This is a genomic window from Modestobacter sp. VKM Ac-2986, from assembly GCF_026967795.1.
GTDB lineage: Bacteria > Actinomycetota > Actinomycetes > Mycobacteriales > Geodermatophilaceae > Modestobacter.
Genome location: NZ_JAPVBH010000002.1, coordinates 71,573 through 84,728, shown reverse-complemented (window position 1 = coordinate 84,728; position 13,156 = coordinate 71,573). Strand labels below are relative to the sequence as shown.

The 13,156-nt window shown below is 75.9% G+C and carries 13 protein-coding genes; 4 read left to right on the top strand and 9 right to left on the bottom strand.

Features of this window, described 5'->3' with window-relative positions:
• Positions 1-59: 59 nt before the first annotated feature.
• On the bottom strand, positions 60-263 hold the full coding sequence (locus O2W14_RS04620) for a hypothetical protein (protein WP_269174906.1): 204 nt from the start codon (positions 261-263) through the stop codon (positions 60-62).
• Positions 264-374: 111 nt separating this feature from the next.
• Positions 375-779: a hypothetical protein gene (locus O2W14_RS04615; protein WP_269174905.1), complete on the bottom strand. Its 405-nt coding sequence runs from the start codon at positions 777-779 to the stop codon at positions 375-377.
• A gap of 95 nt (positions 780-874) precedes the next feature.
• Here O2W14_RS04615 and O2W14_RS04610 point away from each other — a divergent pair, with 95 nt between their 5' ends.
• Together O2W14_RS04610 and O2W14_RS04605 are read left to right on the top strand one after the other, a co-directional pair.
• Positions 875-1,372: a MarR family winged helix-turn-helix transcriptional regulator gene (locus O2W14_RS04610; RefSeq protein ID WP_269174904.1), complete on the top strand. Its 498-nt coding sequence runs from the start codon at positions 875-877 to the stop codon at positions 1,370-1,372.
• Entirely contained in the window at positions 1,369-2,166 is a 798-nt protein-coding gene (locus O2W14_RS04605) for a dienelactone hydrolase family protein (RefSeq protein WP_269174903.1), read from the top strand. Before O2W14_RS04610 ends, O2W14_RS04605 begins: the two co-directional genes overlap by 4 nt.
• Before the next feature lie 288 nt (positions 2,167-2,454).
• Here O2W14_RS04605 and O2W14_RS04600 read toward each other — a convergent pair whose 3' ends face one another.
• Positions 2,455-3,444: a helix-turn-helix domain-containing protein gene (locus O2W14_RS04600; RefSeq protein ID WP_269174902.1), complete on the bottom strand. Its 990-nt coding sequence runs from the start codon at positions 3,442-3,444 to the stop codon at positions 2,455-2,457.
• Between the two features lie 252 nt (positions 3,445-3,696).
• On the opposite strand from O2W14_RS04600, the gene O2W14_RS04595 reads away from it, so the two are divergent.
• Positions 3,697-4,521 carry an alpha/beta fold hydrolase gene (locus O2W14_RS04595; RefSeq protein ID WP_269174901.1) on the top strand — a complete coding sequence of 275 codons (825 nt, stop codon included), beginning with the start codon at positions 3,697-3,699 and terminating at the stop codon, positions 4,519-4,521.
• Positions 4,522-4,564: 43 nt separating this feature from the next.
• Here the strand turns inward: O2W14_RS04595 and malQ are convergent, their stop codons facing one another.
• From malQ to hrpB, 6 genes are all read right to left on the bottom strand, one after another.
• On the bottom strand, positions 4,565-6,493 hold the full coding sequence (gene malQ / locus O2W14_RS04590; protein WP_269174900.1) for a 4-alpha-glucanotransferase: 1,929 nt from the start codon (positions 6,491-6,493) through the stop codon (positions 4,565-4,567).
• Between the two features lie 57 nt (positions 6,494-6,550).
• Positions 6,551-7,396, bottom strand: a complete 846-nt coding sequence (locus tag O2W14_RS04585; RefSeq protein ID WP_269174899.1) for a hypothetical protein — start codon at positions 7,394-7,396, stop codon at positions 6,551-6,553.
• A gap of 39 nt (positions 7,397-7,435) precedes the next feature.
• The gene (locus O2W14_RS04580) at positions 7,436-8,644 is read right to left on the bottom strand and encodes an MFS transporter (RefSeq protein ID WP_269174898.1); all 1,209 of its coding nucleotides are present in this window, start codon (positions 8,642-8,644) and stop codon (positions 7,436-7,438) included.
• On the bottom strand, positions 8,641-9,237 hold the full coding sequence (locus tag O2W14_RS04575; RefSeq protein ID WP_269174897.1) for a TetR/AcrR family transcriptional regulator: 597 nt from the start codon (positions 9,235-9,237) through the stop codon (positions 8,641-8,643). The genes O2W14_RS04580 and O2W14_RS04575 overlap by 4 nt, the downstream gene beginning before the upstream one ends.
• Positions 9,234-9,803 (bottom strand): sugar O-acetyltransferase, encoded by a 570-nt coding sequence (locus tag O2W14_RS04570; RefSeq protein ID WP_269174896.1) that lies wholly within the window; start codon positions 9,801-9,803, stop codon positions 9,234-9,236. The genes O2W14_RS04575 and O2W14_RS04570 overlap by 4 nt, the downstream gene beginning before the upstream one ends.
• Before the next feature lie 147 nt (positions 9,804-9,950).
• Complete coding sequence (hrpB, locus tag O2W14_RS04565) at positions 9,951-12,419, bottom strand: ATP-dependent helicase HrpB (protein ID WP_269174895.1); 2,469 nt, start codon at positions 12,417-12,419, stop codon at positions 9,951-9,953.
• Between the two features lie 73 nt (positions 12,420-12,492).
• Between hrpB and O2W14_RS04560 the strand changes: the two genes are divergently transcribed.
• On the top strand, positions 12,493-13,086 hold the full coding sequence (locus O2W14_RS04560) for a TetR/AcrR family transcriptional regulator (protein WP_269174894.1): 594 nt from the start codon (positions 12,493-12,495) through the stop codon (positions 13,084-13,086).
• Positions 13,087-13,156: the final 70 nt, after the last annotated feature.

The window sequence follows — 13,156 nt, the reverse complement described above, 5'->3', positions numbered from 1 at the left end:
CGCCAGGGGCGGCGCCCCGGCGGTGCCGGGACGCCGCCCCTGGGAGGCGACCGGTGGGCTCAGGCCTCGGTCGCGTCGTGCTCGTAGGCCCCGCCCGGGGCGGCGTCGTCGGAGCCGACGGCCTGGCGCTCCAGCTCGGTGCGGTGCTCGAGGACCTCGTCGGAGGGGTGCGGGTCCTTGGCGTGCTGGGTGCGGTCCTGGGTCACGGACTCCTCGGGGAGGATCACGTCGTCGAGCGTCGGTTCGTCGTGCGGGCTGGTCATCTCTCGCCTCCGCTCTCGGTGTCCGGGGATGTCCCGGACTGCGTCCCCTCCTCCGTATCCCGGGACGGTGCCTGCGCAAACCGACGACGGCGCCGGGCGCCGGGCGCGGCGTCACGGCCGGGGAGCCGACCGTGCCCGCGACGTCGCGGTGAGGAGCGCCGCCACGGCCGGCGCCGAGACCAGGACGGCGACGAGCACCTGACCCGCCCGGCCGTCGCCGGCCAGCTCCTCGTCCGCGAACGCGGCAGTCACCGCCGTGACCACGATCCCCAGGGGCGGGACCACCAGCAGGCGCGTCCGTCCGCCGGACCGGTGCCGGAGGGCCCCGGCGACCTGCGCGAGACCGAGCGGGAGCGCCAGCGCCCCGACGGCCGACCACGTGAGGGGTGGCCAGAGGACGGGGACCAGCCCGGGGAGCCCGATGACCACGACGGCGAAGACGCCGCCGGCGATCGCGGCGACCTCCGGCACCGAGAGCGGACGACGTCGGGCCGGCGCCGACGGCTGCTCGGTCATGCCGCGGAGCGTAGGACGCGGGGCAGCCGGCCGGGGCTGGCCTGAGCGCACCACGGGGTTGACAGGTAGCCTGTCATTACGACAGGCTGACTGTCATGACAGAGGACGTCGAGACGCGGGACGGTGCGGGCGCCCAGGCGCCCGGTGCCGTGCCCGCGGCGTACCAGGTGCTCGCGCAGGTGCGCCCGCTGTACCAGGCCGCCGGGCGTGCCGTGGACCAGGCGCTGCGCGGCACCGACCTGACCGTGCCGCTGCGCGCGGTGCTGGAGCTCGTGCTCGACCGGGGGCCGATGACCGTCCCGCAGCTCGCCCGGGAGTTCGGGGTCACCCGGCAGAGCGTCCAGGCGCTCGTCGACACCGGTGCGGCGCGCGGGCTGCTCGACCTCGCGGACAACCCGCAGCACCGGCGGTCCCGGTTGGTCGCAGCGACCGGGTCCGGCCGCCGGACCTTCGACGAGGTGCACGGGCGCGAGCTCGCCGCCCTCGACCGGGTCACCGCCGACCTCGACGCCGAGGACCTCGTGAGCTGCGCCCGCGTGCTGACCCTGCTCACCGACCGCATCCGCCAGCTCTCCGACGAGGAGCCCACGTGATCCAGGTGCCCGACCTCATCCTCCCCACCGACCCGGTCGAGCCGGTCGACCACGGCGGCTTCGACCTGTACCTGCCCGAGCAGGGTGGGCGGCCACCCGTCGTCGTCCTGGTGCACGGGCTGTTCCAGCAGCCCCCGCCGGTGGCCCCCCGCCGGACGCCGTTCTTCCGCGCCTACGCCGCCCAGCTCGCGCGGCGGGGCGTGGCCGCGGTCGTGCTCGACCACGAGCTGACCGGCGGCAGGCGCTACCCGGAGGCCGCCGCCACGCTCGACCGGGTGCTGTCCGCGGTGCGCGACGGCGGTGCGGTCGACGGTGACCGGGTGGCCGTCTGGTTCTTCTCCGGCGGCGGCCCGCTCGCCCTCCCGCTGCTCGCCGCCGGCCCCGGCTGGCTGCGGTGCGTCGCGCTGACCTACCCGCTGCTGCCGACCGAGGACGTCCCCGGCTGGCCCTCGCTGACCGACGCCCTGCGCGGGCTGGGGGACACCCCGGTGGTGCTCACCCTCGTCGAGCACGAGCTGCCCGCGTTCGTACCGGGGCAGCACGCGCTGCTGGAGGTGCGGCCCGCCGGTCTGACGACCGTCGAGGTGCCGGGGGCCCAGCACGGGTTCGACACCGGTCCCGACACCGAGGTCGGCCGGGCGGCCGTCGTCCGTGCCCTCGACGAGGTCGTGGCGCGCCTGCTCGCCGCGCGCGGGACGGTCGGGGGACCCGTCGGCGGTCAGCCCTGTTTCAGCTGGTCGGCGGGCAACCACGCCTCCACCAGCACCGGTCCGTGCACCCCGGGGACGGCGTAGGCAACCCGCCCGTGCCAGCCGTCCTCCTGCTGGCGCCACTCGACGAGCAGGCCGGGCCACGTGCCGGGCGCGTCGGGTGGGTCGTGCACCCAGCAGTGCCGCCCCGACCCGTCGCCGGCGGGGCGGCGCGGCGCCGGCCGCGGCTCGGGCCCGGACGGCAAGGCGGGCACGCCGGAGCGGGCGGCGCGGTCGGCCAGCGAGACGCCGTGCTGTCCGCGCTGCATGCCCCCGGCCACCGGCAGATGTTCTCACGACGGTCGAACACGTGTTCGACCGATGTGGGCGGCGTCAGCCGCCTCGTCGCGGGACGGGCGGGCTCCAGACCCCGGCTCCGGCCTGTCGCCACTCACGGGGTGCGACTCCGTACGCCGCGCGGAAGCGACGGCTGAAGTAGGACGCGTCGGTGAAGCCCCACCGCCGCGCCACCACCGCGATCGGCCGGCTCCGGCTGCCGGGGTCGGCCAGCTCGGCGCGGGCACCCTCCAGCCGCTGCTCGATCACCCACTGCTCGAGGCTGAACCCGGCCGCGGCGCACACCCGGTACAGCTGGCGCACCGAGACGGCCAGCGCCGCGGCGACCCGTCCGGCGTCCAGCCCGGGGTCGGTGAGGTGCTGGCGCACGTACGCCCGCACCTGGCTGAGCAGCGTCTCGGCCGCCGCGTCCTGCGCCGTCCGGCCGGCGTCGTCGGCCGAGGCCAGCAGCGCCCGGGTCAGGTCGACCGTCGCCGACGCGAGCGCCTGCACCATCGGCTCGCCCACCAGCTCCTCGGCGTTCAGCGTCACCTGCTCCAGGTGGGCGCTCACCAGACCGTGCAGCGGGCTCCGCCGGGCCAGCGGGAGAGCTCGGCGCACGACGTCGACCGGCAGGCCCAGCCGCGCCACCGGGATCTGCAGCGACCGGCACACCCCGCGACCGGACCACCGGTACTCGTAGGGCGAGGTGACGTCGGTCAGCGTGAGCCCGCCGACGGGCACGACCCGGCGGCCGCCGAGGTGGTCCTGCAGCGCCTCGCCCACCTCTTGGACGGCGAAGGACACCAGCGGCTCGACGTCCTGCCGGGCCTGGCGGACGGACTGGGTGAGCTCGAGCTCGCCGGTGAGGTCGGCGCGCGTGACCGTCAGCCCGCCGAGGTCCCACGTGTCCATCCGGGCGTGCGCGGGTGGACGACGGCCCGGGAAGCGGACGCGGGCGCCGATCGCCGCCTCGAGCATGCCGCCGACCTGGGCCGGGCGGCGCTCGGACGGTGGGAGCAGGTCGGTGTCGACCAGGGTGACCATGGGTCCCTCCGGAGGGGTCCGCGGCGACGCTGCCCTGACCGGGCCGATCCTGGCCGGTCGAGCCGCCGCGTGGCAAGGAGCGGGTGGCGGGGACCGGATCGGCAGGCAGGGTCCGGGGTCGGGCACGCAGGGCACACCCGGGGCGGGCGCCGTCGTCCTACGGTCCAGGCGGTCCGGCCCAGGGCAGCGGGCCGGGCCACGTCCAGCGCGGCGCACGTCGCCGCACCCGCACCGAGCACAGGAGCACCTGCCATGCCCTTCGTCACCACCCCCGACGGCGTCGAGATCTTCTACAAGGACTGGGGCACCGGTCAGCCGATCGTGTTCAGCCACGGCTGGCCGCTGTCCAGCGACGACTGGGACGCCCAGCTCATGTTCTTCCTCGCCCACGGCTACCGCGTCATCGCCCACGACCGCCGTGGCCACGGCCGGTCGACCCAGGTCGCCGACGGCCACGACATGGACCACTACGCCGACGACCTGGCCGCGCTGGTCACCCACCTGGACCTGCACGACGCCGTGCACGTCGGCCACTCCACCGGCGGCGGCGAGGTCGCGCACTACATCGCCCGGCACGGTGCGGACCGCGTCGCCAAGGCGGTGCTGATCAGCGCGGTGCCGCCGCTCATGGTGCAGACCGACGCCAACCCGGGCGGGCTGCCGAAGAGCGTCTTCGACGGCATCCAGGAGCAGGTGGCCACCAACCGGTCCAACTTCTACCGCGAGCTGCCCGCGACGGCGTTCTACGGCTTCAACCGGGACGGCGTCGAGCCGCAAGAAGCGGTGATCCAGAACTGGTGGCGCCAGGGGATGATGGGCGGCGCCAAGGCCCACTACGACGGCGTCGTCGCGTTCTCCCAGACCGACTTCACCGACGACCTGAAGAAGATCACCGTGCCGGTGCTGGTCATGCACGGTGACGACGACCAGGTCGTGCCCTACGCCGACTCCGCGCCGCTGTCGGCCGAGCTGCTGCCGAACGGGACGCTGAAGACCTACGCCGGCTTCCCGCACGGCATGCCGACCACCGAGGCCGCCACGATCAACGCCGACCTGCTGGCCTTCCTGCAGAGCTGACCCGCCGACGCCGTCCCCTCAGCGCGAGGGGACGGCGTCGACGTCACTTCTTGCGGCTCTTCCCGCCGCTCTTGGCCTGCTTGGCCCTGCCCTTGTGCTTGCTGACCGGCGGCGCGGGCTGCAGCCCCTCGGCGAGCACGTGGGCCACCGCCTGCACGCCGGCGTGGGCGGCGAGGTCCTCGGTGGCCACCGGCAGCGGCAGGCACCAGTTGGGCCGCTCGTTCGCACCGGGGATGTTGGGCCGGCGCTCGACGCCCAGGGCGTCGTCCAGCGTCGCCGACAGCAGCGTCGAGGGCGCGGTGGCCAGTCGCCGGTAGGCCGCGAGCACGGCCTCGTCCGGCGTGGTGCCGTCCGGGACGCCGCCGAGGTGCTCCAGCAGCGATGTGCGGCCGCTCTCCAGCTCCTCGGCGGTGCCCGTCTCGTGCTCGAGCTGCTCGGCCACGTCGGACCCGGTGACCAGACCGGGGATGGTGGGCAGGTCGTGGGTGGTCACCGCGGCCATGGACTCCGCCGGCCACGCGGCGGGCTCGTCGTCCTCGAACCACAGCAGCTTGTAGGACAGGATCCCGTGCTCGGCCATGGCCTCGCGCACGCCGTCCTCGACGACTCCGAGGTCCTCGCCGACCACGATCGCCTGGGCGCGGTGGCTCTCCAGCGCGACGATGTCGAGCATGTCCTCGTAGGGGTAGCGCACGTAGGCGCCGGCGTCCGGCCCGCCCTCGGACGGCACCCACCACAGCCGGAACAGGCCCATGACGTGGTCGACGCGCAGCCCGCCGGCGCCGGCCATGGTGGCCCGGATGGACTGGATGAACGGCTCGTAGTCGGCGGCCTGCAGGCGCCAGGGCACCAACGGCGGGGAGCCCCAGTCCTGTCCGCGGGCGTTGAAGGCGTCCGGCGGGGCGCCCACGCTCACGCCCTGGGCGAGCACGTCCTGCCAGGCCCACGCGTCGGCGCCGCCGCCGGCGACGCCGATCGGCAGGTCCTGGATGACGGTGATGCCCTCGGTGGCCGCGCGCAGCTGGCGGTCCAGCTGCCACTGCAGCCAGGCGTGGAAGGCGATCTCGCGCTCGTGCGAAGCGGCGAAGTCGGCCACGCCGGTACCGCGCGGGTCGACCAGCTCGGCGGGCCAGGCGTGCCAGTCGGGGCCGTGCTCGTCAGCGACCGCGCACCAGGTGGCCCAGTCCATCAGCGGCTGCCCCTGGTGCCACCACCAGTCGCGCAGGGCACCTTCGTCGATGCCGGCGTCGAAGACCCGCTGCAGCACTCGGCGCTTGAGCGTCCAGATGGCGTCGCGGTCGATGAGCTCGGCGTCGCCCAGCGCGGAGCCGGCCTCGGCCTCGGTGTCGACCGCGTCGGCGCCGGGGACGTCGGCGATGCGCAGGTAGACCGGGTTGCGGAAACGGCGGGTGGCCGGCAGGTAGGGGCTGGCCTCCTGCTCCGGCGTGGGGGCGACCGCGTGCAGCGGGTTGACCAGCACGAACCCGGCGCCCTGCTCCTTGGCGAACTGCGTGACGGTGCGCAGGTCACCGAGGTCGCCGATGCCCCAGCTGCCCCGGCCGCGGGTGGCGTAGAGCTGCACGGCCCAGCCCCAGCCGCGCCAGCCCTCGGGCAGCCAGCAGCGGCCGGGGGAGACGATCAGCCGGCGCTCGCGGCCGTCGGCGGTGCGCAGCCGGTGGTAGCCCAGCGGGAAGTCCTCGGGCAGGACGCCGTCGACGGTGCGCGCCGTCCCGTCCTCGCACTCGACCTCGGCGGCCTCGACCTCCAGGGCGTCCCCGGGGCGGGCGACGATCGGCACGCGGTCGATCAGGTCTGCCGGCGGGTCGCCGATGACCTCGCGCAGCTTCTCGATCGTCGACTCGGCGATCAGGTGCTCGGTGTCGGAGACGTCGAGCCAGCGGGCGTCGATGCCCCATGCGTCCGTGGTCGAGGCGTCGATGGTGGGCGTCGGCTGGTCGGCGGTGCTCGTCACGTCCCGATCCTCACCGGTCGTGGCGCGTTCTGCCCGGTGGAACGGCTGCGCAGACCGTCACACCGGCTCCTCGGGTGACCTGTCGTGCGTCCGGGGGCCGTCTTCGGCCGGAGGCGGCGGCGACGTCCCAGGACCCGGGTCGGGATCAGCCCGGTCCGGTGCACCGGCGCGTGCGTCGGCCGCCAGCTCGGCCCGCAGCCTCGACTGCTCCCGGCGGCGCCGGACCTCCCGGCGGGCGAGGAACCAGGCCACGACGACGGGCCAGACGTACCCGGCCCGGTCCAGCAGCCAGGTCACCCAGCCCGGCAGCGGCCAGTCGGGCAGGTCGACGTCGGGCAGGTCGACGTCGGGCCAGGGGATCGACGGCAGGTCGAGGTCCGGCCACGGGATGTCCGGGAGGTCCCAGTCCGGCCAGGGGATCGCGATCGCCAGCCGCACGACCAGGAGGCCGAGGAGCAGGGGCAGCACGACCGTCGCGACGCCCCCGGCGACGGCCAGTGCCGTGTGCCGCCGGGGGTGCCGTTCGATCCGCTCCTCACGGAGCGCGGCGGGCGAGCCCGGCTCGGGTGCCAGGTCGACCCCGCCGACCCCGAGCAGGGCACGGGCGGGAGCGGCCACGTCGCCGTCGGGCCGGTACCAGGTGGCCCGCTTCGGCCGCCCCAGCGCGGTGAAGGTGACGGAGAGGGCGCCGACGTCCGGCGGTGGCTCCCCGGCCCCCTCCTCCTGGCTCTTCTCCAGCCGGTCGCCCGGGGTGAGCCGGATCGTGTCGTCGGACGACCGCGTGGTGGCGACGAGCCGGTCGTCGACGTGCCAGGTGACCGTCCTGAGGACCGAGCCCGTCGTCTCCACGCGGTGTCGTCGGCCGAGGGCGGACAGCTCCCAGCGCTGGACGCGGTCGGACACGCATCGACCGTAGCGGCGCCCCGGTGGTCGCGGGCTGCCTCAGGCCTCGGGAGCCGTCGTGCCCGCCGGCGGCTTGAGGGCGCCGGCGACGAGGGCGGCGATGCCCAGCAGGACGGCGACCACGGTGAGCGCCCGCAGCACGGTGACCTGCTGGCCGAGCAGGCCGATCAGCGGCGGGCCGGCCAGGAAGGCGCAGTAGCCGATCGAGGCCACGACGCTGACCCGGGCGGCGGCCGCGGCCGGCTCGTCGGCGGCGGCGCTCATGCCGGTCGGGAAGCCCAGTGAGGCCCCGGCGCCCCAGAGCAGGGCGCCGACGAAGGCGAGCTCGGGGGAGCCGAAGACGAACAGCAGCAGCCCGACCACGGCGAGCCCGGCGAGCAGGCGTATGACCTGCACCCGGCCGTACCGGTCCAGCACCGGTCCGCCGAACCAGCGCGCCACGGTCATCGCGGTGAGGAACAGCGCGAAGCCCAGCGTGCCGGCGGTCTCCGACGTGCCGTGGTCGTCGATGAGCGCGACGCCCAGCCAGTCGTTGGCGGTGCCCTCGGCGAAGGAGAAGGCGAGCACGACCACGCCGATGAGCCAGGTGCGCGGCTCGCGCCAGGCGGAGAGCGCGCTGCCCTTCGCGGCCGGTTCGCCGTCGGCGTCGACGTGGACGTCGCTGACGAACCCGCGCACCGAGACCGGCACGACGGCGACGATCAGCACGGCGACGGCGGCCAGGTGCGCCGGCACCCCCACGCCCAGGTGCACCATCGCCGCGCCCAGCAGCGCACCGGCGACCGTGCCGAAGCTGAAGCCGGCGTGGAAGCGGGACATGGTGGCGCGGCCCAGGCGCCGCTCGACCACGGCGCCCTGCACGTTCATCGCGACGTCCCAGGCGCCGTTGGCCAGGCCCATCACGAACAGGCCCACCGCCAGGACGGCGACGGTGGTGACCGAGCCGACGGCGATGACGCCCAGGGCCGCGGCCAGCACCAGCGACATGACGACGACGGTGCGGCGGGAGCCGAGCCGGGCGATGACGGTGCCGGCCAGCGGCAGGCCCACCACCGACCCCGCGGCGAGCGCGAGCAGCACCAGGCCCAGGGCGGCGGGGTCGAGGTCGAGCCGGTCGCGCACCGCCGGGATGCGGGAGGCCCAGCTGGCGAAGGCGAACCCGGCGCCGACGAAGGCGGTGTAGACCCCGCGCTTGGCCGCCTCGACCTGCGCCGGGCCGGGTGCTCGGCGGGCGTCGGTGCTGGTCACTGTGCTGCTCCCTCGGTGGTGGGCCGGACGGCCCGGGCGATGATCTCGTGCGTCTCGGTCCGGGACACCGGGCCGGTGGAGAGGACCTCGTGCATGACCAGGCCCTCGATGAGCCCGTCGACGCCGCGGGCGGTGGCGGCGTCGACGAACTGCTCGAGCACGCCACGGCTGCGGCGCATCCAGGTCTCGGTGACCGTGCGCAGCGCCGGGTCGCGCAGGGCGGCCAGGTACAGCTCGTAGGACACCGCCCAATCGCGCTCGTCGGCACCGGCGTGGCCGTGCACCAGGTCGGTGACCGCCTCGACGAGGTCCTCGGTGGTGCGCACGTGGGCGAAGTGCGCCTGGTACTTCACCGCCATCCGCTCGGCGTGCACGGTGAGGGCCTGGGCCAGCAGGTCGTCCAGGCCGGTGAAGTGGTAGGTCATCGAGCCCAGCGGGACGTCGGCGGCGGCGGCCACCAGCCGGTGGGTGGTGCCGGCGACGCCGTGCTCGGCGATCACCCCGATGGCGGCCTCGACGATGCGCTGCCGGCGGTCGGGGTCGTGCCGGCGCACCGGGCGGTCCAGCGGCTCGGCGGTGGGCTCGGCGGTCACCCGATCGACCGGACGACGCGGGCCGGGCTGCCGACCGCCACGACGTCCGCGGGCAGGTCGCGGGTCACGACCGAGCCGGCGCCGACCACCGTGTTGGCACCGATCGTCACGCCGGGGCAGACGATGACGCCGCCGCCCAGCCAGACGTTGTCGGAGATGGTGATCGGCTCGGCGGACTCCCACTTGTCCCGGCGCGGGCCGGGCTCGACGGGGTGGGTGGCGGTGAGCAGCTGGACGCCGGGGCCCATCTGGACGTCGTCGCCGATGGTCACCCGGGCGACGTCGAGGCAGACCAGCCCGAAGTTGGCGAAGGTCCGGGCCCCGACCGTGGTCTGGTAGCCGTAGTCGCAGTGGAACGGGGCGCGGATCTCGCTGCCCGGCCCGAAGGCGCCGAGCAGCTCCTCGAGCACGGCCCGCCGCTGGGCGCCGTCCGTGGGGTCCATCGTGTTGTAGCGGTGGGCGAGGGCCTGGGCGCGGGTGCTGTCCCGGGCGATGTCCGGGTCGTCGGCGATGTAGAGGTCGCCGGCCAGCATGCGGTCGCGCATCGAGCGCTCGTCCGAAGCCATGCGTACGACCGTACACAACGATGCGTACGCATGTACACCCGACGGGCCGGCACGTCGCGCCGGTCCTCGGATCACCGTTATCCCCAACACGCTCGCGGCCGGCCGCGCTAGGGAAGACCGGCAGTTGGCGGCTGTCGCCGCGGCGGCTCAGGTACCGCGGGGCTTGGCGCGCCGGGTCGGGGTGGCGGCGGCCGGGTCCTCTGGCCAGGGGTGGCGGGGGTAGCGGCCGCGCAGCTCGCTGCGCACCGCCGGGTAGCCGGTGACCCAGAAGCCGGCGAGGTCGGCGGTGGTGGCGACCACCCGGGAGGCGGGGGAGAGCAGCTGCAACCGCAGCGGCCGGCCGGCGACCACCGGCGCAGCCGCCCAGCCGAAGAGCTCCTGCACGCGCGCGGACAGCGTCGGCACGTCCGGGTCGCCGTAGTCGACCTTGATCGCCGAGCCGGTGGGCACCTGCACGCGCTCGGGCACCAGCTCCTCGAGCCGGCCGGCCAGCTCCCAGGGCAACAGCGAGCGCAGCGCGGCGACCACGTCGACCCGGGTCAGGTCCCGTCGGCTGCGCGCACCGGACAGCGCCGGGCTCTCGCCGAGGGCGGCCAGCAGCGACTCGTCATCCACGGCCGGCCACGGCTCGCCGAGCCCGGCGTGCGCGGCGGCCAGTCGTTCCCGCAGCGCAGTCGCCGCCGGCGTCCAGCGCAGCAGCGCCAGACCCTCCCGGCGCAGCCCCTCGGCCAGGGCGGCGGTGACGGCGGCCGGGTCGGGATCGGGCAGCGGCCGCTCGGCCAGCACGATCGCGCCCAGCCGCTCGACCCGCGCGGCGGACACGTCGCCGTCGCGCCAGGTCACCTCCGGTCCGTCGGTGTGCGCGGCGGCCCCGGCCTCCAGCGCGGTGGCCTCGTCGACCGCGACGGCGGTGCGCACCCGGGCGTCGCGGCGTCCTGGCGCGCGGTCGGCCGCGGCGACGGCCAGCCACGGAGCGCCGGCCAGCGCGGTGCCCGGGGCGAGCTCGGCGCCGGTGCCGGCGGCCAGCAGGTAGGTGCGCTCGGTGCCCGGACGGCGGCGGGCCAGCCACTCGGGGTGGGCGAGGCCGACCACCAGCCCCGCGGCGACGTCGTCGGGCAGCCGGGTCTCGGCGGAGTCGGGGGCGGCGCGGGTCAGCCGGGTCACCTCGTCGCGCCACCGCCCGTCGCGGGACCGTCGGACCTCGCGCCAGTCGGCGACCAGGTCGTCGGAGCGGGACGGGACGTCGGCCGACAGCAGCGCCACGACCTCCGCCGCCCGGCGCCGGCCGACCAGCGGCGCGCCGTCCAGCAATGCCCGAGCCAGCCGCGGGTGCGCGCCGACGGCGGTCAGCGAGCGGCCGCGCGGGGTCACCCGGCCTGCGTCGTCCACCGCGCCAAGTTGGCGCAGCGTGTCGCGGGCGACGGTGAACGCGGCGTCCGGCGGGGCGTCGGGCAGGGCGAGGCCGGTGCCGTCGGGCTCGCCCCAGCAGGCCAGCTCGAGTGCCAGGCCGGTGAGGTCGGCGACGGCGATCTCCGGCTCGGGCGCGGCGGGCAGCCGGTCGTGCTCAGCGGCCGACCACAGCCGGTAGACCCGGCCCGGCGCCTCGCGTCCGGCGCGGCCGGCCCGCTGGGTGGCCGCGGCCCGGGACACCCGGACGGTGACCAGCGAGCCGAGCCCCCGGGCGACGTCGTAGCGGGGGACCCGGGCCAGTCCGGCATCGACCACGGTGCGCACGCCGGGGACGGTCAGGCTGGTCTCGGCGACGTCGGTGGACAGCACCACCCGCCGCCGCGGCCCAGCGGTGAGCGCGGCGTCCTGCTCGGCGCTGGGCAGCCGCCCGTGCAGCGGCCGGACGTCGGCGTCGACGCCGCCGAGGAGGTTCGCGACCCGGCCGATCTCGGCGGCGCCGGGCAGGAAGACGAGGACGTCGCCGGTGGTCTCGGCCAGTGCCCGCCGGACGGTGTCGGCGACGGCGGCGAGCAGCCGCGGGTCGACGTGCAGGCCGTGTGCCGGGGCGACCGGGGGAGAGGGCGGGCACCACACCGGCTCGACGTCGTGCAGCGAGCCGGTGGCCGCCACGACCGGTGCGTGCCCCATCAGCTCGGCGAGGCGGTCGGCCTGTGCGGTGGCGGACATGGCCAGCAGCTCGAGTTCCGGGCGCAGCGACCCGCGGACGTCGAGGGCGAAGGCCAGCGCGAGGTCGGTGTCCAGGGCGCGCTCGTGGCACTCGTCGAGGACGACGGCGTCGACGCCGGGCAGCTCCGGGTCGGCCTGCAGCCGGCGCACCAGCAGGCCGGTGGTGACCACCTCGACCCGGGTGGCGGCGCTGCGCTGGGAGTCCCCGCGGACGCTGTAGCCGACCGAGCGGCCCACCGGCTCGCCGAGCAGGGCAGCCATCCGGCGGGCGGCGGCGCGGGCGGCGACCCGGCGCGGCTCGGCGACCAGGACCCGGCCGGGCAGCCGGTCGGCCAGGGCGAGGGGGACCAGCGTCGTCTTGCCGGTGCCCGGCGGGGCAACCAGGACGGCGGCGCCACCGCGGTCGAGGGCGGCGTCCAGGTCGGGGAGGACCGAGCGGACGGGGAGGTCGGTCCCCGGCGTCCCGGTCGGTGGCAGCACCTGGTCAGTCTGTCCGACGCCGTGCTCCGGCCGGCTCGTCGCAGGGTCGCGCTGCCGTCAGTAACCTGGGTCGGTGATCACCCGGAAGGGGCAGGCCACCCGAGAGCACATCGTCGAGGCGGCCGCGACGCTCATCGGCCAGCACGGCGTCGCCGGTACCAGCGCCGACGACATCCGCAGGACCGCGGGCGTCAGCGGATCACAACTGATGCACTACTTCGGTGGCAAGCAGGCCCTCGTGCGGGCGGTCATCGTTCGCCAGTCCGAGTCGGAGGCGTCCGTCGGTCACCCGATGCTGGGTGTGCTCGACAGCTTCGAGGCCCTGCAGACGTGGGCCGACGCCGCGGTCGAGGACCTCGCTCACGGGAGCAGTCACGGCGCTTGCACGTTGGCGATGCTGGCGGGTTCGACGAGTCCTGGCGACGAGCAGACCCGCGAGGAGCTCCGCAGCGCCTTCGCGCGCGTGCAGTCCCCGCTGCTCGACGGTCTCCGCGCCATGCGCGAGCGGGGCGACCTCCGTCCCGAGGCCGATGTCGACGAGCTGTCGATGGCGCTGCTGACGGCCCTCCAGGGGGGCGCGCTCCTGGGGCAGACCATGCAGTCGACGGCGCCGATGCGAGCGTCGATGAACGCCGCTCTCCGCTATGTCGAGTCCTTCGCCGCCTGACGATCCGTCCGACCGCCCTGCACCTTCCAGGCCCGCTCTGACAGCTGGCGGCCCGGGTCGTCCCTGACAC

What these genes read in the sequence shown, in the direction of transcription:
- O2W14_RS04620 (WP_269174906.1), bottom strand. Translation starts at nt 263, where the DNA reads ATGACCAGCCCGCACGACGAACCGACGCTCGACGACGTGATCCTCCCC.
- O2W14_RS04615 (WP_269174905.1), bottom strand. Translation starts at nt 779, where the DNA reads ATGACCGAGCAGCCGTCGGCGCCGGCCCGACGTCGTCCGCTCTCGGTG.
- O2W14_RS04610 (WP_269174904.1), top strand. Translation starts at nt 875, where the DNA reads ATGACAGAGGACGTCGAGACGCGGGACGGTGCGGGCGCCCAGGCGCCC.
- O2W14_RS04600 (WP_269174902.1), bottom strand. Translation starts at nt 3,444, where the DNA reads ATGGTCACCCTGGTCGACACCGACCTGCTCCCACCGTCCGAGCGCCGC.
- O2W14_RS04595 (WP_269174901.1), top strand. Translation starts at nt 3,697, where the DNA reads ATGCCCTTCGTCACCACCCCCGACGGCGTCGAGATCTTCTACAAGGAC.
- O2W14_RS04570 (WP_269174896.1), bottom strand. Translation starts at nt 9,803, where the DNA reads ATGGCTTCGGACGAGCGCTCGATGCGCGACCGCATGCTGGCCGGCGAC.